The organism is Bacillus sp. PK3-037 (genome assembly GCF_054161355.1).
Genome location: NZ_CP096408.1, coordinates 3,598,150 through 3,619,741, shown reverse-complemented (window position 1 = coordinate 3,619,741; position 21,592 = coordinate 3,598,150). Strand labels below are relative to the sequence as shown.

General features: G+C 45.3%; 24 protein-coding genes, 1 pseudogene and 1 riboswitch. Of the genes and pseudogenes, 17 read left to right on the top strand and 8 right to left on the bottom strand.

What is annotated here, in order from left to right:
• Positions 1-38: 38 nt before the first annotated feature.
• The 3 genes from M1D69_RS18715 to M1D69_RS18705 form a co-directional block, all read right to left on the bottom strand.
• Entirely contained in the window at positions 39-1,316 is a 1,278-nt protein-coding gene (locus M1D69_RS18715; RefSeq protein WP_049809886.1) for an Nramp family divalent metal transporter, read from the bottom strand.
• Between the two features lie 231 nt (positions 1,317-1,547).
• Positions 1,548-1,805: a GlsB/YeaQ/YmgE family stress response membrane protein gene (locus M1D69_RS18710; protein ID WP_010333083.1), complete on the bottom strand. Its 258-nt coding sequence runs from the start codon at positions 1,803-1,805 to the stop codon at positions 1,548-1,550.
• Positions 1,806-1,882: 77 nt separating this feature from the next.
• Positions 1,883-2,335, bottom strand: coding sequence for a DUF2188 domain-containing protein (locus M1D69_RS18705; RefSeq protein WP_458105228.1), 453 nt, complete (start codon positions 2,333-2,335; stop codon positions 1,883-1,885).
• A 117-nt stretch (positions 2,336-2,452) separates the two neighbouring features.
• Between M1D69_RS18705 and M1D69_RS18700 the strand changes: the two genes are divergently transcribed.
• From M1D69_RS18700 to M1D69_RS18680, 5 genes are all read left to right on the top strand, one after another.
• Entirely contained in the window at positions 2,453-3,271 is an 819-nt protein-coding gene (locus M1D69_RS18700) for an EcsC family protein (RefSeq protein ID WP_458105229.1), read from the top strand.
• 129 nt (positions 3,272-3,400) lie between these two features.
• Complete coding sequence (gene gsiB, locus M1D69_RS18695; RefSeq protein WP_010333086.1) at positions 3,401-3,772, top strand: glucose starvation-inducible protein GsiB; 372 nt, start codon at positions 3,401-3,403, stop codon at positions 3,770-3,772.
• A 145-nt stretch (positions 3,773-3,917) separates the two neighbouring features.
• A complete protein-coding gene (locus M1D69_RS18690; protein ID WP_458105230.1) occupies positions 3,918-4,259 on the top strand; it encodes a cupin domain-containing protein in 342 nt (113 codons plus the stop codon).
• On the top strand, positions 4,253-4,612 hold the full coding sequence (locus M1D69_RS18685) for a YdbC family protein (protein WP_256766650.1): 360 nt from the start codon (positions 4,253-4,255) through the stop codon (positions 4,610-4,612). The genes M1D69_RS18690 and M1D69_RS18685 overlap by 7 nt, the downstream gene beginning before the upstream one ends.
• 138 nt (positions 4,613-4,750) lie before the next feature.
• Positions 4,751-5,152, top strand: coding sequence for a VOC family protein (locus tag M1D69_RS18680; RefSeq protein ID WP_256766651.1), 402 nt, complete (start codon positions 4,751-4,753; stop codon positions 5,150-5,152).
• Between the two features lie 23 nt (positions 5,153-5,175).
• Here the strand turns inward: M1D69_RS18680 and M1D69_RS18675 are convergent, their stop codons facing one another.
• Both M1D69_RS18675 and M1D69_RS18670 read right to left on the bottom strand, forming a co-directional pair.
• Positions 5,176-5,997, bottom strand: coding sequence for a manganese catalase family protein (locus M1D69_RS18675; protein ID WP_458105231.1), 822 nt, complete (start codon positions 5,995-5,997; stop codon positions 5,176-5,178).
• A gap of 85 nt (positions 5,998-6,082) precedes the next feature.
• A complete protein-coding gene (locus tag M1D69_RS18670) occupies positions 6,083-7,135 on the bottom strand; it encodes a TRAP transporter substrate-binding protein (RefSeq protein ID WP_458105232.1) in 1,053 nt (350 codons plus the stop codon).
• Positions 7,136-7,206: 71 nt separating this feature from the next.
• Between M1D69_RS18670 and dctS the strand changes: the two genes are divergently transcribed.
• The 9 genes from dctS to M1D69_RS18625 all read left to right on the top strand — a co-directional run bounded on the left by dctS (position 7,207) and on the right by M1D69_RS18625 (position 17,042).
• Positions 7,207-8,814 carry a two-component system sensor histidine kinase DctS gene (gene dctS, locus M1D69_RS18665; protein WP_458105233.1) on the top strand — a complete coding sequence of 536 codons (1,608 nt, stop codon included), beginning with the start codon at positions 7,207-7,209 and terminating at the stop codon, positions 8,812-8,814.
• Complete coding sequence (locus M1D69_RS18660; protein WP_322013184.1) at positions 8,804-9,484, top strand: response regulator; 681 nt, start codon at positions 8,804-8,806, stop codon at positions 9,482-9,484. Before dctS ends, M1D69_RS18660 begins: the two co-directional genes overlap by 11 nt.
• Before the next feature lie 119 nt (positions 9,485-9,603).
• Positions 9,604-10,869 (top strand): C4-dicarboxylate transporter DctP, encoded by a 1,266-nt coding sequence (dctP, locus tag M1D69_RS18655; protein ID WP_458105234.1) that lies wholly within the window; start codon positions 9,604-9,606, stop codon positions 10,867-10,869.
• Between the two features lie 149 nt (positions 10,870-11,018).
• The gene (locus M1D69_RS18650) at positions 11,019-12,071 is read left to right on the top strand and encodes an AI-2E family transporter (protein WP_101864025.1); all 1,053 of its coding nucleotides are present in this window, start codon (positions 11,019-11,021) and stop codon (positions 12,069-12,071) included.
• A 49-nt stretch (positions 12,072-12,120) separates the two neighbouring features.
• Positions 12,121-12,252: riboswitch (cyclic di-AMP (ydaO/yuaA leader) on the top strand.
• Between the two features lie 72 nt (positions 12,253-12,324).
• Positions 12,325-13,563 (top strand): dicarboxylate/amino acid:cation symporter, encoded by a 1,239-nt coding sequence (locus tag M1D69_RS18645; protein WP_059334525.1) that lies wholly within the window; start codon positions 12,325-12,327, stop codon positions 13,561-13,563.
• A 90-nt stretch (positions 13,564-13,653) separates the two neighbouring features.
• The gene (locus M1D69_RS18640) at positions 13,654-14,580 is read left to right on the top strand and encodes an ABC transporter ATP-binding protein (protein WP_458105235.1); all 927 of its coding nucleotides are present in this window, start codon (positions 13,654-13,656) and stop codon (positions 14,578-14,580) included.
• A 19-nt stretch (positions 14,581-14,599) separates the two neighbouring features.
• On the top strand, positions 14,600-15,340 hold the full coding sequence (locus tag M1D69_RS18635; RefSeq protein WP_232351029.1) for an ABC transporter permease: 741 nt from the start codon (positions 14,600-14,602) through the stop codon (positions 15,338-15,340).
• A 95-nt stretch (positions 15,341-15,435) separates the two neighbouring features.
• Positions 15,436-15,771 carry a hypothetical protein gene (locus M1D69_RS18630; RefSeq protein WP_003225151.1) on the top strand — a complete coding sequence of 112 codons (336 nt, stop codon included), beginning with the start codon at positions 15,436-15,438 and terminating at the stop codon, positions 15,769-15,771.
• Between the two features lie 128 nt (positions 15,772-15,899).
• A complete protein-coding gene (locus M1D69_RS18625; protein ID WP_458105236.1) occupies positions 15,900-17,042 on the top strand; it encodes an acyl-CoA dehydrogenase family protein in 1,143 nt (380 codons plus the stop codon).
• Positions 17,043-17,070: 28 nt separating this feature from the next.
• Here M1D69_RS18625 and fbpB read toward each other — a convergent pair whose 3' ends face one another.
• Together fbpB and M1D69_RS18615 are read right to left on the bottom strand one after the other, a co-directional pair.
• Positions 17,071-17,217 carry a Fur-regulated basic protein FbpB gene (gene fbpB, locus M1D69_RS18620; protein WP_010333101.1) on the bottom strand — a complete coding sequence of 49 codons (147 nt, stop codon included), beginning with the start codon at positions 17,215-17,217 and terminating at the stop codon, positions 17,071-17,073.
• Positions 17,204-17,369, bottom strand: a pseudogene (locus M1D69_RS18615) (Fur-regulated basic protein FbpA). Before M1D69_RS18615 ends, fbpB begins: the two are co-directional and overlap by 14 nt.
• Positions 17,370-17,618: 249 nt before the next feature.
• Here M1D69_RS18615 and M1D69_RS18610 point away from each other — a divergent pair.
• A complete protein-coding gene (locus tag M1D69_RS18610) occupies positions 17,619-18,491 on the top strand; it encodes a cation diffusion facilitator family transporter (RefSeq protein ID WP_024120288.1) in 873 nt (290 codons plus the stop codon).
• Between the two features lie 14 nt (positions 18,492-18,505).
• Here M1D69_RS18610 and M1D69_RS18605 read toward each other — a convergent pair whose 3' ends face one another.
• The gene (locus M1D69_RS18605; RefSeq protein ID WP_010333104.1) at positions 18,506-18,826 is read right to left on the bottom strand and encodes a thioredoxin family protein; all 321 of its coding nucleotides are present in this window, start codon (positions 18,824-18,826) and stop codon (positions 18,506-18,508) included.
• A gap of 153 nt (positions 18,827-18,979) precedes the next feature.
• Between M1D69_RS18605 and M1D69_RS18600 the strand changes: the two genes are divergently transcribed.
• Both M1D69_RS18600 and M1D69_RS18595 read left to right on the top strand, forming a co-directional pair.
• Positions 18,980-20,065 (top strand): D-alanine--D-alanine ligase, encoded by a 1,086-nt coding sequence (locus tag M1D69_RS18600; RefSeq protein ID WP_458105237.1) that lies wholly within the window; start codon positions 18,980-18,982, stop codon positions 20,063-20,065.
• A 74-nt stretch (positions 20,066-20,139) separates the two neighbouring features.
• Positions 20,140-21,513, top strand: a complete 1,374-nt coding sequence (locus M1D69_RS18595; RefSeq protein ID WP_458105238.1) for a UDP-N-acetylmuramoyl-tripeptide--D-alanyl-D-alanine ligase — start codon at positions 20,140-20,142, stop codon at positions 21,511-21,513.
• Positions 21,514-21,592: the final 79 nt, after the last annotated feature.

Here is a 21,592-nt window from a genome sequence, read left to right as displayed (position 1 = left end):
GCTAAAATAAAAAACCGGCTCTTTCAGCCGGTTTTTTTCTAACGGAACGTATCGACGATCAAAAACACATTCAAAGCAACAATCAGCACAGCGATCAGCCAAGAAACCACTGTTACCCATTTGGCATTGATCAGCGAACCCATAATCCGCTTGTTGCTTGTGAACATAATAAGCGGGATTAAGGCAAAGGCAATGCCGAAGGAAAGAACCACCTGGCTCAGCACAAGAGCCGACGTCGGATTGACTCCTGATGCAATGATCAAGATCGGCGGAATGATGGTGATGAACCGCCGTACATACAGCGGGATGCGGTAGTTGATAAATCCCTGCATAATCACATCGCCTGAAAGTGTTCCGACAGACGAGCTGGACAGGCCCGCTACCAGCAGGCCGATTCCGAATAACGCGGCTGAAACAGGACTGACAAGATGACCGAACTGCTGAAACGCGACATCAAGGTCCTCGACAAACAGCCCGTTTTTGAAGAATAATGCGGCAGCCACAATCAGCATACTCGCATTAATAGCCCCTGCAATCAGCATCGCTATTAAAATATCAATAAATTCGAATCTGAAGATTTTCTTCCGTTCAGCATCTGTTTTGCCGACCACCCGCCGCTGTGTGAGGGCAGAGTGTAAATAAATGGCATGCGGCATAACGGTTGCGCCGAGAATACCTGCTGCAAGAAGCACGCTGTCGGTACCATGAAATGTCGGAACGAAAAGTCCTTTCATCACTGAGACGGCATCCGGCTTTGCAAAAAAGGTCTGCAGCGCAAAGGCGATGACCACTACAAACAGCATGCCGGCAATACCGGCTTCAAGTGAGCGATAACCGCGGCGCTGAAGCTCCAAAATCGCGAAGGAGCCGATCGCCGCAATAATAGACGCTTCGAGCATCGGGATGCCGAACAGTAAATACAGTCCCAATGCCGCTCCGATAAATTCCGCCAGATCAGTCGCGATAATGACGAGCTCGCCTTGAATCCATAAGCCGATAGAGACGGGCTTAGGAAATTCCTCACGAGCGACCTCAGGCAGGTTTTTGCCGGTCGCGATACCGAGTTTGGCGGAGAGTGATTGGATCAAGAGCGCCATGATATTAGAAAATAAAATCACCCATAGCAGCATATATCCATATTTAGAACCAGCTGATATATTTGTTGCGAAGTTACCGGGATCGATATAGGCAATGGCTGCAATAAACGCCGGGCCTAAAAAAGGCAGCAGTCCTCTGAATCCTCTGCTTTTCCCGTCAAGCGCGTCTTGGACTGCTTTGGAACGGGGAGATTGTGCTGTGATGTCCTTATTCATCATGTATTCACCTGAATTCTAATTGTTTTTGCCATACAACAAAGAGTTTCCTTAAACCAAATTATTTTATCTACATCATATGATCATCACGATTTCTTGTCAACCAATGATGGTCAAAAATGACACTCAAATTTTTCCCTGTTATGTAACATGATATGTAGGGCATCTGATAAGGTCCATACATAAAAAGACATCGTTTCTGTATGAAACGATGTCTCCTGAATCATCTAATATCTAGGCTTCCTTGCGCAGTCCGCGGAATACGAGGCTCAGTAAGAATACGAAGATCGCTGCCCCGATAATTGCCGGAATAATGGCAAATCCTGCGAGGCTCGGTCCCCAAGTTCCGAGCAGACCGTGCCCGATCCATGCGCCGATCAGCCCTGCAATCATCGAACCGAAGATTCCTCCCGGCATGCGGTTGCCGACGATGGCGCTTCCGATTAGTCCAATTAAGATAGCAATAACTAATGAAACCAAAAAGCTAAGCATCATATTCACCTCTCCTTAATGATTTATATATCAATAACCGTTCCAGCCAGTCCCGAAACGTACAAAAGCATATTTGCTTATGATTCTGTTTTTATCTTTCTCTGCACACTGCCGTCAGCCAAATGAACAATGACGTCTGTGCCTTTATGTTCCGCAATTTCCTTCGCCCGTTCAATCGCTTCCTTTTTCGTCTCCTTGATTTCAGATACACGTTTGGCATCCTCAGCTTTGACGGCCCAGCCATTTTTATGCTTGATGACATGCTCCGCTTTATTCATTAGCTCCGGTCTGGCGTCATCGTTTGCCTCCTCATCGCGTTCTGTTTCATCATCATGTTTGAGAAAGTCGTCAATTTCCTTTTTTGAGGCGTTTTCCGCCCATTCCTTTGCTTTGCTCGTCGCAATCGGAATGGCGCGTCCGTCCTCATAGCCTTCATCAATCATGGCATTCGCAATGTCAATCGCCTTTTTCTTCACAGGCTTCTCGAGATTTTTCAGTGAAGCGGGGTAATCCTTCATAGACCAAGGCATTTCCATCACTCCTTCTGCTTTTATAAAAAGGGTACCCGCAGGTGAAAAATAAAAACGTTTTAGAGAAAAATGAAGGTATACTATATAGTAGAAAAACGGAAGGGAAGTGCGAGTTGGGTGATAACAGAACGAAAAGAAGACTTACATCAGCAATTAAAAGAAATAGAGAAATGGGAAAAAGAGCAGCAAAAAGTCTGGTTTTGGGAAAAACTCAGCCGTCTCCCGTTTCAGCTGCTGGACAAGCTGACGCCGGAATTCATCCAGAAAAAGATCGGCAAGCTTTTGGATGAGGTGGGCAGCTTTGTTCAAACTGGAGGACAGTACCTGACATCGGAAAAACAGATTATCAAAACGTTTCAAAAGAAACTGCCCGAGCAAACCTTTGAATCACTGGAGGACGTACAAAAAGCGCCTCTGGCTGTTATGGATGATGTTGCTGAAGCGATGGGCAAAAACCGAATCAACGCTGCAACCGTTCAGGGAGCGACCACGGGTGTGGGCGGTGTATTTACACTGGCGGCAGACATTCCGGCTGTGCTCGGTTTATCATTAAAAACACTGCAGGATATCGCAGTGGCCTATGGCTATGATCCAAAGGAGAAAAAAGAGCGGGTTTTTATAGTAAAATGTTTGCAGCTTACTTCAGCAGATGTTGTCGGTAAAAAATCCATTCTGAAAGAATTAAAAGATTATGATCAGGACCGTACATATAAGAATGTCGCTTCCCAAATCCAAGGCTGGAGGGAAGTGGTTTTAGGCTACCGTGACACCTTTGGCTGGAAAAAGCTTTTTCAAATGGTGCCGGTCGCGGGAATGGTCTTTGGCGCGGCGGCTAATCGCTCGACCTTAAACGACATTACCGAAACAGGCATGATGCTCTATAAAAAGCGGCGCGTCCTTGAGCGGCTCATAGAAACAGAACAGAATCATGAATAGAAGAAAAGCAGACGGGCACCGCATTCCGTCTGCTTTTTTCAGTTAAAACACACTCAATGTGTTTTGTTTGTTTAAAAGAAATGACAGCGGGAATACAACAACCAACACCAATTAAAGGAGGAATTCAAAATGGCACAAGATAACAAAATGAGCAGAGAAGAAGCAGGTAGAAAAGGCGGAGAAACGACTAGCAAAAACCATGATAAAGAATTCTATCAAGAGATTGGTCAAAAAGGCGGAGAAGCCACTAGCAAAAACCATGACAAAGAATTCTATCAGGAAATCGGCGAAAAAGGCGGAGAAGCCACTAGCAAGAACCATGACAAAGAGTTCTATCAAGAAATCGGTGAAAAAGGCGGAGAAGCCACTAGCGAAAATCATGATAAAGAATTCTATCAAGAAATCGGCCGTAAAGGCGGAGAAGCGACAAGCAAAAATCATGATAAGGAATTCTATCAAGAAATCGGCTCAAAAGGCGGAAACGCCCGCGACAACGACTAACTAAGTAAAGCATAAAAGGCAGACAACCTGTAAATAAAAAGCGATCCGGCGCAGCAGCTGGATCGCTTTTTATGATGAAATGGAAAAAAATATACCTTCCAATGACGCTGCTGCGGTAGAATAGGTGAAAAAGGAGTTTTCACTTATGCCTGAGATGCAAAACCTGCTCGCCATTGCAAATGAAGTCAAAGAAAAGCACGCTAATTTCTCCATTTCAGAGGTTAATGACCATTGTGTACGGCTCGCTGTGTTTACAGGAGAATACGACTGGCACCATCACCCTGACACAGATGAATTATTTATCGTTCTTGAGGGAGAGCTGCTTATTGATTTTAAGGATCAAGGAACCGCGGTGTTAAAAGCGAATGACAGCCTGCTTGTCCCAAAAGGCACCATACACCGCACACGCTCTTACGTCAGGACCGTGAATCTCTGCGTCGAGCACATTCATGCGGAAACGGTCATAACAGAGGAATCAAAATGCTGATCAAAAAGATTGTATGTGGTGTGGACGCGGCAAACGCTGAAGCATTTTCGAAGGCGCAGTCACAGTGGGGAGCACTATCACATGTAAGTGGCTTCATCAAACAGTCCGGCGGCTGGCGGAAAACAGCAGATGGGCTGTTCACCGCAGAAATCATCAGCGTTTGGGAGAACAGAGCTGCCTATGATCATTTTATGGAGAACGAACATGACGCTATCTATGAAGAAATCGGGCAAAAGGCTACGTTATCTTCAATAGAAGTGGCGATTACTCAGGTTGATGCAGAGGGGGCCGCTTGCTTATTAGAGAACCGGGAAATTGAATACGAGCCTGGATGGACCGTGACAAAAGCGTAGGTATGGGAAGTCGTCCTAAAAAAGATGATAAGCTGATTTTATCGCTCATAATAACAATAAAGATAGTCTCCTGTTATTTTGATTGAATTAGAATGAAGAAAATGGCATTCAAATGTGAAATCAGGGGGATTGATTCGGATGACTTTTCATTTTAATGAAATTGATCATATTCAGCTTGCTGCTCCTAAAGGCTGTGAAACTATTGCAAGACAATTTTACGGCGGGATATTAGGCTTTCGGGAAATTGAAAAACCTGATGATTTAAAAGCCCGGGGCGGGGTCTGGTTCACTTTTGGGAATAAACAATTGCATATCGGGATAGAAGAACCTTTTGTTCCCGCTAAAAAAGCACACCCTGCCTTTGAGGTTATGAATATAGAAGGTTTAAAAGAACATTTGAAATGCAACGGAATTGGAATAGTTGAGGACAATAAACTTCCGGGAGCGGACAGATTCTATATTTCAGATCCATTTGGCAATCGTCTGGAGATGCTTGAGTGGCAAAAAATGCACAAAAAAGATAGATCACAGCTGGAGTGATCTATCTTTTTTATGATAGCCTCTTACTCACGTCCAGGAAGCGTATTATGAACAAAAGGAGGAGCTGGCTTCAATTCCGGTTTTTCTCCAAAAGCTTTAGCTTCTTTCACATATTCAAACGCTTCTCCATCCGGCGCTTTTTCCTTCAGCCAGGATTGCTCGGCGCTTTCTTCGCCTTCAGAGAAATTGATCAGCTGATGCGAGAATTCTTGTTTTTCGAGTGCTTTCGGGAATGTCCCCGGCACAACTGGGCCTTCCTGTGCTTCTAATTCTTTAATAGCGGCGAGCCATTGATTTTGGTGCATCGTGTCACGCGCCAGCAGGAAGCTAAGCATATCTTTCACGCCTTTGTCATCCGTCATTTCAAATAGGCGTGCAACCTGCAGACGGCCTTGTGACTCCGCATTCAGATTGGCGCGGAAGTCTGCCAGCAGGTTTCCGCTCGCTACGATGTAGCCTCCGCTCCATGGTACGCCTGTACTGCTTTCCGGCATGGCGCCTAGTCCTGATACAATGGCATGGTGAGGGTTCATGCCGCCCATGATGGAACCGATGACCGGATCATCAGCCGCTTTTTCCTGTTCATCAAGCGGGGCATCCTCAAGAAGTCTGGCGATCATCGTAGCGATCATTTCAACGTGCCCGAGTTCCTCAGTTGCCGTATCCATCAGCAAATCCTTGTATTTTTCATTTCCTCTTGTATTCCAGCCTTGAAATAAGTACTGCATGGCAACAGAAATTTCTCCGAATTGCCCGCCTAAAATTTCTTGCATTTTTTTAGCGAATAATGGATCTGGACGATCTGGCTTAGCAGGATGCTGCAGCATTTTCGTATGTTTAAACATGTTCCCATCTCCTTTTTTCGTGTCTCTCTTTCTATATTTCCGGTGGGAACAAAGATAAACGAAAAGCAGCGTATTGGGATGGGGGCTACGAATCCTTGCGCAGCTCCAGAAGCTCCTGAATCAGCTTCCGGCCGAAGATTGGCTCGTACTGCCGGTAAACAGGATCAAGGCGCTTCATCCATTCTTTTTTCTCTTTATCCGACAGCTCGTAGATGTTAATAGAAGAATGTTTTTTGATTTCTTCCAGCTGCTCCTTGTTCATTTCTTCGGCATACGTTTCATTCCACTCCGTTGTTTCCTGCATCGCTTCAGTCAGAATGCGTCTTGTTTCCGGTGTTTGCGCGTTCCAGAAATGCTCATCAGTCATCACAGCGTAGCCGAGGTAACCGTGGCTGCTTATTGTCAAATAGTCTTGAACATTATAAAATTTTTTAGAATAGATGTTTGAGATTGTATTTTCCTCGCCGTCTACTATATTGTTTTCTAGCAGCTGAAAAGTAGAATTGAAAGATTCCTGGTGGGGTGCTGCGCCAAGCAGCTTGAACTGGTCCTCTATTACATTACTTTGCATAATGCGCAGGTCTTGTCCCTTTAAATCATCCGGGGTTTTGACCGGGCCTTGATTCGTGGTGATTTGCTTAAAGCCGTTTGTCCAGTACGCCAGGCCCTTTAATTGGTTTTTCTTTAAAGAATCAAACAGCTGTGTTCCAATTGTTCCGTGCAGCCCTTTTTTAACCGCGTCATAGTCTGTAAATGCATACGGAAGATCAAGAACTCCCCATTCAGGAGAGAGCATACCGAGCTTCGATGTGGAGGGGGCGATAAATTGCACGTCGCCATTTTGCAATGCTTCGATTTCTTCAATGTCCGAATACAGGCTTCCATTCGGGAACACTTCAATTTTCATTTTCCCGCCTGATTTCTCGTTTACGAGCTCGGCGAATTTGTTGGCGGCCAGCCCTTTTGGCGTGTTTTCAGCAACAACGTGGCTGAATTTGAATACGATTTGATCCTGTAAGCCTTCCTGATCGTCATCATATACAATCTCTTCGCTGTTTGAACGGTCATGGAATCCGATAAATAAAGCGGTTGCAATTCCGGCGATCATCAGACCGAGACATGCAAGCAAACTCTTCATGAAAAGCCCCCTCCCTTATGTTAAGAATAATGGGGCAGATGTGATTCGTAAAGACCTGAAAGGAGAAGCTGATGAACAAAAAAAAGCTCTCAATCCGCTGGAAAATCACGATCCTTTCCTACATACTCGTCATTTTCTCCTTTTTGATCGGCGGCATTGTGCTCATAGGCAATATTCAGCATACAGAGGAAAGGGAGCTGAAAAAACGGCTGATGAATACGGCTCGGACGGTGTCGGAGATGACCGAGGTGAAAGAGGCGTTATCGCGAAAAGAACAAACAGAAGCCGTCCGGCATGCGGTTGAGGAGATCCGGATGATCAATGAAGCAGACTACATTGTCGTCATGGACATGGATCACATTCGCTATACTCATCCTGTCACCACAAACATCGGAAAAAAGTCAAAGGGTGCAGATGAAGAAGCGGCGTTTGCGGAGCACATTTATTTCTCAGAAGCAGCGGGCGAGATCGGGACGGCTGTCCGGGCCTTTTATCCGGTAAAGGATCAGGATTTGAACCAGGTCGGCGTCGTACTCGTCGGAAAAACACTGCCGGGGATGGCTGATATATTGTTTCATTTAAGAAGGGATATCGCCTTCATCGTCGTGCTGACACTCGGGTTCGGCCTGGCGGGTTCGTTCCTGCTTGCCCGCCATATCAAAAAACAAATGTTTCAGCTCGAGCCTCATGAGATTGTCAGAATGTATGAAGAGCGAACCGCTACCTTTCACTCTATGAACGAAGGCGTGATCGCCATTGACAACCGGCATATCATCACAATATTTAATGAAAAAGCCAAACAGATTTTTGAGGTGCAGGGCGATCTGGTCGGAAAGGTGATTTGGGATGTACTCAAGGATTCGCGCCTGCCTGAAATCGTGGAACGGAACAAGGCGGTTTATAATGAAGAAATTCGTGTGAGCGGAAAGGTCATCATGAGCAGCAGGATTCCGATCGTCATGAAGAAAAAAGTCATCGGCGCCGTAGCGATTTTTCAGGACAGAACGGAAGCGGCCAAGATGGCAGAGGAATTGACGGGTGTCAAAAACTTTGTCGAAGCGCTCCGCGTCCAAAATCATGAGCATATGAACAAGCTCCATACCATCGCAGGCCTGATCCAGCTCGGGAAATCTGAAAAAGCGCTGCAGCTGGCGTTTCAGACTTCAACCGAGCAGGAAAACGTCACTGAGTTTCTGCATCGCTCCATTCAAAATGACGCCGCGGCGGGGCTTTTGTTAAGTAAAATCAGAAGGGGAAAAGAGCTCGGCATTGCTGTGCATATTGATGAAAACAGCAGCCTGCAGCAATTTCCCGAGCATGTCGACCAGCATGATATCGTTGTGCTTCTCGGCAACCTGATTGAAAATGCCTTCGGCTCGTTTGAAACCGTTCAGTCTGATGACAAACGAATTGACATCAGCATTGAACAAACGGAGGATATCCTTGCGATATTAATAGAAGACAACGGATGCGGGATTCAACACACACATATGCCGTACCTTTACGAAAAAGGATTTACAGTGAATAAAACAGGCGGCACAGGCTATGGACTCTATTTAGTCAAGCAAATAACAGACAAAGGGTCGGGTGCGATAGAGGTTGATTCTCACCAGGGACAGGGAACGTCTTTTTCAATCGTTTTTCCGATGAAGGGGGAGGAAGCGCAGCATGGCTCGTAAGGAAATCAAGGTTCTGCTCATTGAAGACGATCCGATGGTTCAGGAAGTCAATAAGGATTTCATAACAACCGTTAATGGCTTTACCGTCTGCGCACAAGCGGGGAACGGGGACGAAGGCATCAAGCTGATCAAAGAAAATCAGCCCGAACTCGTGATTCTGGATGTGTACATGCCGAAAAAAGACGGGATCAAAACCTTGCAGGAGATCAGAAAGCAAAAGCTTGAGGTTGATGTCATCGTCGTATCCGCTGCAAAAGACAAGGAAACAATTGCTCTTATGCTGCAAAATGGGGCAGTTGACTATATTTTAAAACCGTTTAAGCTCGAACGCATGAGACAGGCGCTTGAAAAATATAAGCGGTATAAACAAAAAATAGAGGAGAACGACACGCTGTCCCAGGATCAGCTTGATGCCATCCTCAATATCCCGCAGCAGGCCGTACAGGATCTGCCGAAGGGATTGAATCATTTTACGATGAATGAGCTCATTGCTTTTTTGAAGCAGCAAACGTCGCCTCTTTCTGCTGAAGAGGTTGCCAAGGCTCTCGGCATCGCCAGAGTGACAGCGAGACGCTATCTTGATTATCTCGAAAAGAACGGAACGATTCAGCTTGATGTTCAGTACGGAGGAGTCGGACGCCCCGTCAACCGCTATATATTTAAAGTGTAAACCTGAGACCAAAAAGACCAAAATGTCCGTTATGAACATAAACTTCCCCACCCCTAATGAAAACGCTATCATTCTAGTAAGAAAGACACAAAGGCGACTAGGACAGGGGGAGGAAGAATATGAAACTGTTTAAAAATTTAACAGTTCAAGTCATAACCGCGGTCATCATCGGGGTCATTGTCGGATTGGTTTGGCCGGATGTCGGAAAAGAAATGAAACCGCTTGGCGATACCTTTATCAACGCTGTGAAAATGGTGATCGCTCCAATTATTTTCTTCACAATCGTTCTCGGGATTGCAAAAATGGGCGATATGAAGAAGGTTGGAAAAGTAGGGGGAAGAGCATTTATTTATTTCGAGGTTGTTACGACTCTTGCACTCATTATCGGTTTATTTGTCGTCAATATTATGAAGCCGGGTGCGGGCCTCGATTACAGCAAGCTTGAAAAGGGAGATGTCTCACAATACACGCAAAATGGCGGCCAGGGGATTGACTGGGTTGAATTTGTCACACACATCGTACCGTCCAACATGGTTGATGCCTTCGCAAAAGGGGACATTTTGCAGGTCTTATTCTTTTCCATTCTTTTCGGAGTCGGTCTAGCGGCGTTAGGTGAAAAAGGGAAAAGCGTCATTGATTTCTTTGATAAAGTTTCACATGTCTTTTTCAAAATTATCGGCTACGTTATGCGTGCCGCTCCAATCGGCGCATTCGGAGCGATGGCGTATACGATCGGGCACTTCGGACTCGATTCCATCAAGCCGCTTGCCAGCTTAATGCTGTCCGTGTATATCACAATGTTCCTGTTCGTGTTTGTTGTTCTAAATATCATCTGCAAGCTATACGGATTCAGCCTGTGGAATTACCTGCGCTTCATCAAAGATGAGCTTCTCATCGTGCTCGGCACAAGCTCTTCAGAATCGGTTCTTCCGAGAATGATGGATAAAATGGAACGCTACGGCTGTTCAAAATCAGTCGTCGGGCTTGTTATTCCGACCGGCTATTCGTTTAACCTTGACGGAACATCCATTTATTTATCAATGGCGACTGTCTTTCTGGCTCAAGTGTTTGGAGTGGATCTCAGCATCGGCCAGCAAATTACGATTATCCTCGTTCTGATGCTGACTTCGAAGGGGGCAGCCGGTGTGACAGGAAGCGGATTTATCGTTCTTGCGTCAACGCTGTCAGCACTTCAGGTCATTCCGCTTGAGGGTCTTGCGCTTCTGCTTGGTGTCGACCGTTTCATGAGTGAAGGAAGAGCGATTGTGAACCTGATCGGAAACGGAATCGCCACAATCATCGTTGCAAAAAGCGAAAAAGAATTCGATGAAGCAAAAAGCGTGGAGGCTGTAGAAGGCATGAAAAAAATGAAAACAGCAGTCTGAAAAAAGGAACGGCCCATTCATGAGGCCGTTTTTTTAATTGTTTAAGAATAATTAAGGTGAGGACAGAGACCTCAGCATTTTTTTGTTATATAATTTACAAATGGATACTATATTGAATGAAGGACGTTTGTCCTAACAGGAGTGTATAAATGGCCGCTTTAGTAAAATTTTTTCAGCACCCGGGAGTAAGGCGTTTTTCCATCTTTGTCGTGTTAACTGGTGTGTTATATCTATTTAAGAGCATGATCAACTTAATATTGCTGACCTTCATTTTCACATTTCTTATGGATCGTTTGGAGCTTGTCGTCCGGCAGTTTTTAAGCCGGTTCTTCCGCGTGAGCCAGCGGGTTGTCATTACGTTTCTCTACATTTTGCTGGCCGTGCTGCTTACAGTCGGAGGGTTTGTGTTTTATCCGGTCGTTGCCGCACAGATTCAGCAGCTGATCAAGCAGATTAAACATATTGCGTATCATCCAAGCAGCATTCCTTTCTTTGATGAGATCACAAGTGTTTTCGGAGATATTAATATCAGTTCGTATGTCAAAGAGGGTTTCAATGTACTTTATACGTATCTGGCCGATATCAGCACATTTGGCTTGCAGATCGTGATGGCGCTCATTCTCAGCATGTTCTTCTTATTCGAGAAAAAACGGCTGTCTGAATTTATGGAGCAGTTTAAAACGAGCAAGCTTGCTGTTTTTTATAATGAGATTGCTTTTTTCGGAGGTAAATTCGCGAGAACGTTCGGCAAGGTGCTTGAGGCACAATTTATCATCGCGCTCGTGAACTGCATACTGACTTTTATTGCACTCTGGATTATGCACTTCCCTCAGCTGTTGGGGCTGTCCATCATGGTTTTCTTTCTCGGATTGATCCCGGTAGCTGGCGTTGTCATCTCCCTGATCCCGCTTAGCATTATTGCATACAGCACAGGCGGCGGAATGTATGTGCTCTACATTGTGCTTGTCATTTTCGCCATCCATGCGATTGAGACATATTTCCTCAATCCGAAGCTGATGTCAGCGAAAACAGAGCTGCCGATCTTTTTCACATTTACAGTCCTGATTTTTTCTGAGCACTTTCTCGGCATTTGGGGCTTAATTATCGGGATTCCGATCTTTGTATTTCTCCTTGATATTCTTGATGTGACCAACAAGGAGAAAGGGCCTAAAAGACCCCGAGAAAAAAGTAACAAAAAATAGTTTACAAAATTGGATATTTTCTGTATAAATAAAACTACAACATACAATAGTAAGCCACACGCTTAATCCTTTTTAAAAGGAGTGGGGGACCCGATCTTTTGGGGTTCATTTTTCATCTGAAAAACGGACATCTCTTCGTCCGAACCCGGCAGCTAACCTCATCAGCGTGAAGAGAGAATCCTGTGGTTTTATGATACAGCCAAAGCCCGCGGGAGTCTCTCGCGGGCTTTTTTTCAAAAAAGGAGGAATGCGGATGAAACTGGCAACAAAGATCATCATTGCATTGGTTCTGGGTGCCGTCACAGGGATTATTCTTAACGTAACATCGCCTGAATTATTTGAAAATTTGAATAAGTTTGTATTCGGGCCTCTTGGCACCATTTTTTTAAACCTCATTAAAATGCTTGTCGTGCCGATTGTTTTTTTCTCTCTTACATTAGGAGTTGCCGGGCTTGGAGATCCTAAAAAGCTTGGCAGAATCGGTGTGAAGGCCATTTCTTATTTTCTCATCACGACAGCGGTGGCGATTACGATCGGGCTTATATTGGCGCTTGTCATTAAGCCGGGTGAGTTTGGCACTTATGATGTCTCATCCGCTAAATTCGAGGCAGAAGAAGCGCCGAGTATTGCTGACACACTTCTGAACATGATTCCGGCCAATCCCGTTCAAGCGATGACCGAAGGAAATATGCTCCAGATTATCGTGTTTTCCATTTTTGTCGGACTCGGGATTACGATGCTAGGCAAAAAAGCGGATATGCTTTTGAAAGTCGTGGAGCAGGGCAATGAACTGATGATGTATCTGGTCAACCTAGTCATGAAGTTTGCGCCATACGGCACGTTTGGTCTCATTGCGACAGCTATCGGCAGCCAGGGATTCAGTGCAATAAAAGCGATGGGGCTGTACATGATTGTTGTTACGCTGTCTCTTGTCATACATGCAATCGTCACATACGGTTCAACAGTGGCTCTTTTAGCAAAAAGAAATCCGATTACGTTCTTTAAAGATTTCTCAGAAGTTATGGTCGTTGCGTTCAGTACCTCAAGCAGCAATGCAACGCTTCCGGTATCAATGGATGTAGCCCAGAAAAAACTAAAAGTGCCTGAGCCGATCAGCAGCTTTGTTCAGCCGCTCGGGGCGACGATTAACATGGACGGGACAGCCATTATGCAAGGGGTGGCCACCATCTTCATTGCACAGGTATTCGGACATGATCTTACATTTACGCAATTGCTGATGGTGATATTGACGGCTGTATTAGCAAGTGTGGGAACTGCGGGTGTTCCGGGAGTCGGTTTGATTATGCTCGCCATGGTGCTTCAATCAGTCGGCCTGCCTGTTGAGGGGATCGGATTGATCCTCGGAATAGACCGCTTGCTTGATATGCTTCGCACAGTGGTCAACACAACAGGAGACGCGGCCTGTGCCGTCATCATTACAGAAACAGAAAAGAACAAACAGCCGGAGCAAGCACCGACTCTATCGGTTTAACCAAACATTTGGAAGCAACAAATGCTATAATACAAACAGTGCCTATTTTTAGGCACTGTTTATTTTTGTCGAAAAAAGGAGGAAGGCTTTATGGCTGAGCCGATTTTACATATTGAAGGCCTTGATAAAAAAATAGGGTCTAAACAGATTTTAAAACAGATCAGCATGGACGTCAGGCAGGGAGAGATTATCGGTCTTCTCGGTCCGAACGGTTCCGGAAAAACGACACTCATCCGCATCATCGTCGGACTGTTAAAACAAAACAGCGGAAGCGTGGCCATCAACGGATTCAAGCATGACTCTGAGTTCGAACAAGCGATGGAAGCTGTCGGCGCGATCGTGGAAAACCCTGAGTTTTACCCGTACCTGTCAGGCTGGGAGAACCTCAAACACTTTGCAAATATGCACAAAAAAATAGATGATGAAAGACTGGACGAAGTGGTGGAACGAGTCGGGCTGACGTCAGCGATTGATGATAAGGTGAAAACCTACTCACTCGGCATGCGCCAGCGTCTCGGCATTGCTCAGGCGATTCTTCACCGGCCGAAGCTTCTCATTTTAGATGAGCCGACAAACGGTCTTGATCCTGCCGGTATGAAGGATTTTCGCGACCATATTAAGGAGCTCGCCGAAGAGGAAGGAACAGCGGTTTTATTCGCCACTCATTTATTGCGTGAAGTTGAAGACCTGTGTGACCGTGTGATCATCATACAAAAAGGCGAGATCAAAGCAGAAGTGAACCTGAATGGAGCCGGTCAGAAAACGGAAAAAGCCGTTATTGAAGTGCAGCCGGCGCAAAAAGCGCTCGATTGGCTGACGGGCAATGGATACACAGCTGAACGTAAAGACGGCTCCATCGTGGTGGATATAGCGAAAGAAAATATACCAGAGCTGAACCGCTCACTAGTCGGACAAGGACTGAACGTATTTTCAATTATGCCTTATACGCAGTCACTGGAAGACGAATTTATAAAAGCGACAACCGCTCATCAAGAGGAGGGAGAAGAGCTTGTCTAAATTAATATGGAATGAACATATGAAACTCTTTAATCGGAAAGTCACATTTGTTTCCCTTATATTGATGGCCGTTTTTCAATTTTTCATGGCGCTGATCATTAAACGGATCGTCATCAGTGCCGGAACTGACGAAAATTTCATCGGCTACTTTTCCTATACACCGAGCCTGAATATCTTGCTGCAGGCGTTAACCATTGTCATTGCAGCGACGATTATTTCTAATGAATTTGATAAAAAAACAATCAAATTTTTGCTCATTCGCCCGGTCAAGCGGCAAAAAGTCTTTTGGTCGAAACTAATGACAGTTGTAATGGTCAGCTTCTATCTTTATCTGGCATACTACATTCTGGCTTTATTATTCGGTCTTGTCTTTTTTGGCACGTCCGTGACATCTGAATCAAAAACATTGTTCATCAACACATTGGAGCTAATCGGCACAAACTGGCTTGAAGCGGTGCTGATGGGATTATTCGGTTTGCTTTGTTCATCACTGTTCCGCAACAGTGCCATTTCAGTTGTTGTTTCTTTTGTCGTTTTATATGGAGCAAGTTCACTTGTGCAAATCATGAAGCTGTTTGAAAACAAATGGGGAAGCTTTTTGCTTTTTGCAAACACGGACTTCACTCAGTACAAAAGCGGACAAACAGCTCTGTTTTCAGGCATGACGCCATTGTTCTCTGTAGGGATTATTGTGATTCATGCTGTTTTCTTCATTGCCGTTGCCTGGTGGAGTTTCTGCAAACGGGATGTTCGAATCTAAAGGAAAGGAATGACATTTTTGTGAAAAAGCTCACGTAAATCAATATCATTCGATGTTTTGGTTTATACTAAAGGTACTGACGGAGGTGTCTCGAATTGAGGAACTTTATTACCGCTTTACCGATTGTATTGCTGCTTGGATTCTCATTTGTGTCATTCATGTTTCAGTTTGAACATCTTGTATATTTCAGGCTCGCGCTGGGATTGTTTTCTCTCGTGGGGCTGTACATGATATATAAAATGAAGACGGGTATCCGTTATTTTATCATTTACCTGTATGCAAGCTGGATTGTGCTTGCGGCAGTTACTGCCTTTGAAGAGCCGATTTTCTCAAGCTTTTTCTTCGGCGGATTGGTCATGACAATGGGTTACCTGACTTATATGCTCATTTATCTCGGTATGAAACAAGACCGGGATGCAAATCCGGTTTAAACACGCTGTTCCCTCGGGAATGGCGTGTTTTTCTATCGTGGACAAATTATTAACAGTTGCGGAATCATGGCTGGAAATCTATAATACATATTAAATTTATCGGAATTGAAAAAATGGGGGGCTGCCGGATGTCATTATTTGTACGGAACGAAAAACAGCGGCAATGGATAGAGAAAATAGGACAGCTAGCGAATGAATTTCAGCAAACAGCCGCTGAGGATGATGAACAGGGACGATTTCCTGCCGAAAAAATACAAAAACTGCGTGATTCGGGATATACGGCGATAACCGTGCCAAAATCCCATGGAGGAGCAGGAATGTCTGTTTACGACATGCTGCTTTTTCAAGAGCGGCTGGCACGGGGAGATGCTCCTGCAGCTCTGAGCATCGGCTGGCATTTAAGCGTGATGGGAGAGCTCGGAGAAGGAAACAGCTGGGATAAAGATGTGTTTGCGTTTATTGCCAAGGAAGTCCAAAACGGAGCCGTCATCAACAGGGCGGCGACAGAAGCGCAAACCGGAAGCCCGACCAGGGGAGGACGCCCCGGGACTGCCGCTGTCAAAAAGGACGGCAAATGGGTGGTGAATGGAAGAAAAACGTTTACGACAATGTCGCAAGCGCTTGATTATTTTTTAGTGACGGCATGGATTGAAGAAAAACAAACTACTGGTGTCGTGTTGGTTCATAAAAATGATCCTGGTGTATCAATTGAAGAAACATGGGATATGATGGCGATGCGGGCTACCGGCAGCCATGATCTTGCATTAAACGAGGTAACGCTCGAGGACAATAAACTGGTGGAGCTGCTTCAAGGGCCGCGGGGAGCAAAGCCAAATGGCTGGCTGCTCCATATTCCGGCGGTTTATCTCGGCGTGGCTCAAGCTGCTAGAGACTATGCGGTGCGCTTTGCCTCCGAGTATTCTCCAAATAGTTTGAAGGGGCCGATCAAGGATGTCCCGGCCGTTCAGCAAAGAACAGGCGAAATGGAGCTTGAACTGCTGAATGCCAGACACTTTCTTTTTCATGCGGCTGAATTGTATGACGATCCGGAGCGCCGCCCTTACTTGAAGAGTGAGCTCGGTGCGGCAAAACATATCGTCACAAACGCCGCGCTTTCTGTTGTAGACAAAGCGATGAGAATTGCAGGGGCCAAAAGCCTCGAACGCACCAATCCGCTTCAGCGCTATTACCGGGATGTGCGCGCCGGTCTCCATAACCCGCCGATGGACGACGCGGTCATTCAAAAGCTGGCCGCAGAAGCCTTTCATTAAATAAAAAAGAGCCTTTGCCGGCTCTTTTTTATGTATTGTTTTGTTCCTGAAGATTCTTCTGATGCTTGCGGTCAATTCTGTCGTAAATGACGTTCATCAGCTTTGGATTGCCCATGATCGCCTCTTTGTTTTCCTGGATCAGCTGTTGGTAGGTTTTTATTTTACGCTTTGGCATGCCCTGGCGCCTCCTGACAATGTTTTGTATTCACTTTCCAGCTCCATCAGCGACAATTCATACAAATGACGCTTTGACTTTTTGTATATACCATTCTGTATTAACAGATGAATGAGATGCTTTTTTCTGATTTCTGCAGACTGAGGTGTCATTGTGTCACCAACCTCCAATCAAACGATATTGATAATCATTATCAATTAATCTCAGTATACAATGTCCGCCACAGCCTGTAAAGGTGAAAACAGTCCTATTCTTTCGTAAGTAAGCAAACCTTCAACATATCGACAAAAAGTTTCCCGGGCAATAATTTGCTGTCGAAATTTCCCTCCCCGTTGAGAATCGCTGCTGCTATTTTTCATGTTTTTAACCATACTATGTAATAGAATGGAGGATGGTATTCAATGGGGAGGACAGATAATCTTAAAAAGGGAGAAAAAGGAGCACTCCTCAATATTTTGGCATATATCATTCTTGCTGCTGTAAAGCTGACAATCGGAATACTGTATCATTCTGAAGCGCTGAGAGCAGACGGGTTAAACAATGGGACAGATATTGTGGCGTCAATAGCGGTGCTGATCGGACTGCGTATTTCCCAAAGGCCGGCTGACAGTGACCACCCATATGGCCATTATCGGGCTGAAACAATTTCGTCCCTTATTGCGTCTTTTATTATGATGGCTGTTGGAATTGAAGTGTTAATCGGCGGAGGAAAAGCGATTGCGGGCGGCACATCAGAAACGCCAAGCCTTATCGCGGCGTGGACGGCTTTAGGCAGCGCAGTGTTTATGTACGGCATCTATTTATATAACAAAAGGCTCGCAGCATCCATTAAAAGCTCTGCACTTATGGCGGCGGCGAAGGACAGCAGGTCAGACGCATTTGTCAGTGCCGGAGCGTTTATCGGTGTTTTTTCGTCCCAGCTGCAGCTGGCCTGGATAGATCCGGTTACGGCTTTTATTATCGGAATCATCATTTGCAAGACAGCCTGGGATATCTTCAAAGACGCTTCGCATTCATTAACGGACGGGTTTCACTTGAAAGATCTTGAGCCTTATAAACAGACTGTCGGCCGGATAGAAAATGTGCATCGTCTTAAAGACGTGAAAGCGCGATACTTGGGCAGCACAGTACATATAGAGATGGTCATTACAGTGGATCCGAAGCTGACAGTAGAGGAAGGCCATGGGGTCGCAGATGAGGTAGAAAACAAAATAAAACATGAACACGATGTCACTCATGTTCATGTTCACGTAGAGCCCGACGACATAAAATAGGGCTGCTTATCGAATTAGCTTATATGTTCTGATAAGAATTCAGTCACTTCTTCAGGCGTTTTGGCATTGGCGCTGTGAAGGTGGCCTGTTTTTTCTCCATTTTTGAAAATGAGCAGGCTTGGAATACCCATTACCTGATATGTTTCAGCCAGTTCAGGAAGCTCGTCCTTATTCAGCTCGTACCAATCGTTTTGATTGTACGTTTCCAAAATATCGCCGATGAACATATTCATGCGTGTGCAGTCAGGGCACCAATCAGCATAAAACTTTACAATGATTTCTTTATCAGATTGAATCAATTCATTAAATTGTTCTTTTGTTGTGATTTTTTTCATATGTCACATCTCCTTTTCAATGCCATTTTAATATAAAATAAAAAGGAATTACATACAAATGCACTCAGCTTCAGCATGCCCAAAAATAATTAGATCATTTTCTTGTGAAAGTGATAAGATAGTAAAGATGAATTGTAGTGGGGGGAGTATCCATTGAAAACAAGTCTAGGATTAGTGTACGGCGGTAAGTCAGCCGAACATAATGTTTCGCTTCAGACAGCTCTGGCTGTAACAAAAGCGCTAAATACTGAGAAGTTTGATATACATCCAATTTATATAACTGAAAAAGGCGAATGGATAAGAGGCGCACGTTTAACAGAGCCTGTTTCCAACGTGAAAATGCTTCAGCTTGAGCAGGGTGGAACTGCTTTTTCTCCATCTGCTCTCAATCAGGAAATGTTTCCGCAGGAAGTGTCACAGCAAAATGAAGAAATTGATGTCGTCTTCCCGCTCCTGCACGGCCCGAACGGGGAGGACGGAACGATCCAGGGAATGCTTGAACTTTTAAATATTCCTTATGTCGGCAACGGGGTGCTCGCTTCCTCAGCTGGCATGGATAAAGTTGTCATGAAGCATTTGTTTGCGCAAGCCGGCCTTGCACAGGCGAAATACACAGCCTTCCTTAAAAAAGACTGGACTCAGTCTCCGGAAGAAAGCTGCGAGCATGTAGAACAAGAATTGGGCTACCCTTGCTTCGTGAAGCCGGCCAACCTTGGCTCAAGCGTCGGAATCAGCAAATGCCGAAACCGTGAAGAACTGCAAAAAGCGTTTGAGCTTGCGTTCCAATATGACCGGAAAGTCGTAGTAGAAGAAGGCATCAACGGCCGCGAAATTGAAATCGGCGTTCTCGGAAATGATGATCCTAAATGCTCTGCAGTTGGAGAAATCGCACCTAAGACAGATTTCTACGATTACAAAGCGAAATACGAGGATGGAGACACTGACCTGATTATTCCTGCGACTGTAACAGATGAGGAATACGCGAAAATCAGTGACATGGCGATCAGAGCGTTTAAATCCATTGACGGTTCAGGACTTGTCAGAGCGGACTTTTTCCTGACAGCTGACGGCGAAGTGCTGATCAATGAAGTAAACACGATGCCTGGTTTTACACCGTTCAGCATGTTCCCGCTTCTCTGGAAAGAAGCTGGAGTTGAATACGCTGACCTCATTGAACAGCTTGTAGAGCTGGCTAAAGAACGCCACGCTGAAAAACAATTGATTAAACATACATTCTAAATGAAGACGGACACTGCCGGTAAAAGGGCAGTGTCTTTTCCCGTATATCACCAAAAGAAAGAGAGGGACCTTACTTGATTAAGCGAACCGTAAAGAAAATTGCCGAGATGGTCAAAGGCACACTGACAAACCCGCAATATGAAAATACAGTCATTCATGGAGTTGCTACAGATACAAGAAAGCTGGAAAGCAATCAGCTTTTCATCCCGCTGAAAGGGGAACATTTTAACGGCCACACTTTTGTGCCGCAGGCTTTTGAAGCTGGTGTGTCTGCCGTTCTGTGGAACCGCTCTGAACCAAATCCGCCCGAGAATCAAGCTGTGATTCTGGTGGAAGATACATTGTCTGCGCTCCAGCAGCTGGCAAAATCTTATTTACAGGAGCTGGGCACACGTGTCATCGGGGTAACTGGAAGCAACGGCAAAACGACGACCAAAGACATGATTCACACTGTCCTGCAAACGCGGTACCGCGTCCATAAAACAGGAGGAAACTTCAACAACCATATCGGGCTGCCGCTTACAGTGTTAGCGATGCCAGAAGATACAGAAATTGCCGTACTGGAAATGGGAATGAGCGCAAAAGGAGAAATTGACCTCCTGAGCCGCCTGGCAAATCCAGATGCGGCAGTGATAACGAATATCGGCGAATCCCACATGCAGGATCTTGGTTCAAGAGAAGGCATTGCGGAAGCGAAATTGGAAATTATCAACGGCCTGAAAGAAGACGGTGTGCTGATTTATATCGGAGACGAACCGCTCTTGCAAAAAGACTACAGCTGCCAAACAAAAACGTATGGTACTGGGGCGCAAAACGATTATCAGCTGCAGGATGTCAGCCAGAGTGAAGCGGGAACCCATTTTACGATCAAAGGCATAGAAAAAACGTTTTTTATCCCTATACTGGGCAAACATAATGTGATGAACGCCATGGCGGCAATCGCCACAGGAGCTTATTTCGGCATCACGCCGGAGGATGCGGCAAAAGGATTAAGCGGCCTGAAGGTCACCGGCATGAGACTTGAATTGATGAAAACAGACAGCGGCATTTCTATTATTAATGACGCTTATAACGCGAGCCCGACGTCGATGAAGGCTGCAATCCAACTGACAGAAAGCCTTGAAGGATACGGGAAGAAAATGGTCGTGCTCGGAGACATGCTTGAACTCGGCGATCTTGAAGAAACGTTCCATAAAGAATGCGGCGCTGTGATCAGCCCCGACAAAATTGACCACGTCTTTACGTATGGAAAACTGGGGGCATTTATCGCGGAAGGCGCGATGGAACATTTTGGTGAAGAGCGCATCAGCCACTTCAGCGACAAAAAAGATCTCACTCAGGCTCTGAAGAATAAAGCGGCAAAGGGAGATTTGATTTTATTCAAGGCGTCAAGAGGTATGAAGCTTGAAGAAATCGTTAAAGATTTAATGGAGAGCCCGTTTTCTTAAAAAATTCTGCGGAGAAAAGCAGATTGCAATCATAAAATAAAAATGATGTGCAGACACTAATGTATGCCGGCCCGAAATA

Bases quoted from the DNA above. Each gene is read 5' to 3' on its own strand.
- M1D69_RS18710 (WP_010333083.1), bottom strand. From the start codon at position 1,805: ATGCTTAGCTTTTTGGTTTCATTAGTTATTGCTATCTTAATTGGACTA.
- M1D69_RS18605 (WP_010333104.1), bottom strand. From the start codon at position 18,826: ATGAAAAAAATCACAACAAAAGAACAATTTAATGAATTGATTCAATCT.
- dctP (WP_458105234.1), top strand. From the start codon at position 9,604: ATGAAACTGTTTAAAAATTTAACAGTTCAAGTCATAACCGCGGTCATC.
- gsiB (WP_010333086.1), top strand. From the start codon at position 3,401: ATGGCACAAGATAACAAAATGAGCAGAGAAGAAGCAGGTAGAAAAGGC.
- M1D69_RS18715 (WP_049809886.1), bottom strand. From the start codon at position 1,316: ATGATGAATAAGGACATCACAGCACAATCTCCCCGTTCCAAAGCAGTC.
- M1D69_RS18610 (WP_024120288.1), top strand. From the start codon at position 17,619: ATGGGGAGGACAGATAATCTTAAAAAGGGAGAAAAAGGAGCACTCCTC.
- M1D69_RS18670 (WP_458105232.1), bottom strand. From the start codon at position 7,135: ATGAAGAGTTTGCTTGCATGTCTCGGTCTGATGATCGCCGGAATTGCA.
- M1D69_RS18635 (WP_232351029.1), top strand. From the start codon at position 14,600: ATGAAACTCTTTAATCGGAAAGTCACATTTGTTTCCCTTATATTGATG.
- M1D69_RS18625 (WP_458105236.1), top strand. From the start codon at position 15,900: ATGTCATTATTTGTACGGAACGAAAAACAGCGGCAATGGATAGAGAAA.
- fbpB (WP_010333101.1), bottom strand. From the start codon at position 17,217: ATGCCAAAGCGTAAAATAAAAACCTACCAACAGCTGATCCAGGAAAAC.
- M1D69_RS18690 (WP_458105230.1), top strand. From the start codon at position 3,918: ATGCCTGAGATGCAAAACCTGCTCGCCATTGCAAATGAAGTCAAAGAA.
- M1D69_RS18675 (WP_458105231.1), bottom strand. From the start codon at position 5,997: ATGTTTAAACATACGAAAATGCTGCAGCATCCTGCTAAGCCAGATCGT.
- M1D69_RS18685 (WP_256766650.1), top strand. From the start codon at position 4,253: ATGCTGATCAAAAAGATTGTATGTGGTGTGGACGCGGCAAACGCTGAA.
- M1D69_RS18645 (WP_059334525.1), top strand. From the start codon at position 12,325: ATGAAACTGGCAACAAAGATCATCATTGCATTGGTTCTGGGTGCCGTC.
- M1D69_RS18650 (WP_101864025.1), top strand. From the start codon at position 11,019: ATGGCCGCTTTAGTAAAATTTTTTCAGCACCCGGGAGTAAGGCGTTTT.
- M1D69_RS18705 (WP_458105228.1), bottom strand. From the start codon at position 2,335: ATGCCTTGGTCTATGAAGGATTACCCCGCTTCACTGAAAAATCTCGAG.
- M1D69_RS18680 (WP_256766651.1), top strand. From the start codon at position 4,751: ATGACTTTTCATTTTAATGAAATTGATCATATTCAGCTTGCTGCTCCT.
- M1D69_RS18660 (WP_322013184.1), top strand. From the start codon at position 8,804: ATGGCTCGTAAGGAAATCAAGGTTCTGCTCATTGAAGACGATCCGATG.
- M1D69_RS18640 (WP_458105235.1), top strand. From the start codon at position 13,654: ATGGCTGAGCCGATTTTACATATTGAAGGCCTTGATAAAAAAATAGGG.
- dctS (WP_458105233.1), top strand. From the start codon at position 7,207: ATGAACAAAAAAAAGCTCTCAATCCGCTGGAAAATCACGATCCTTTCC.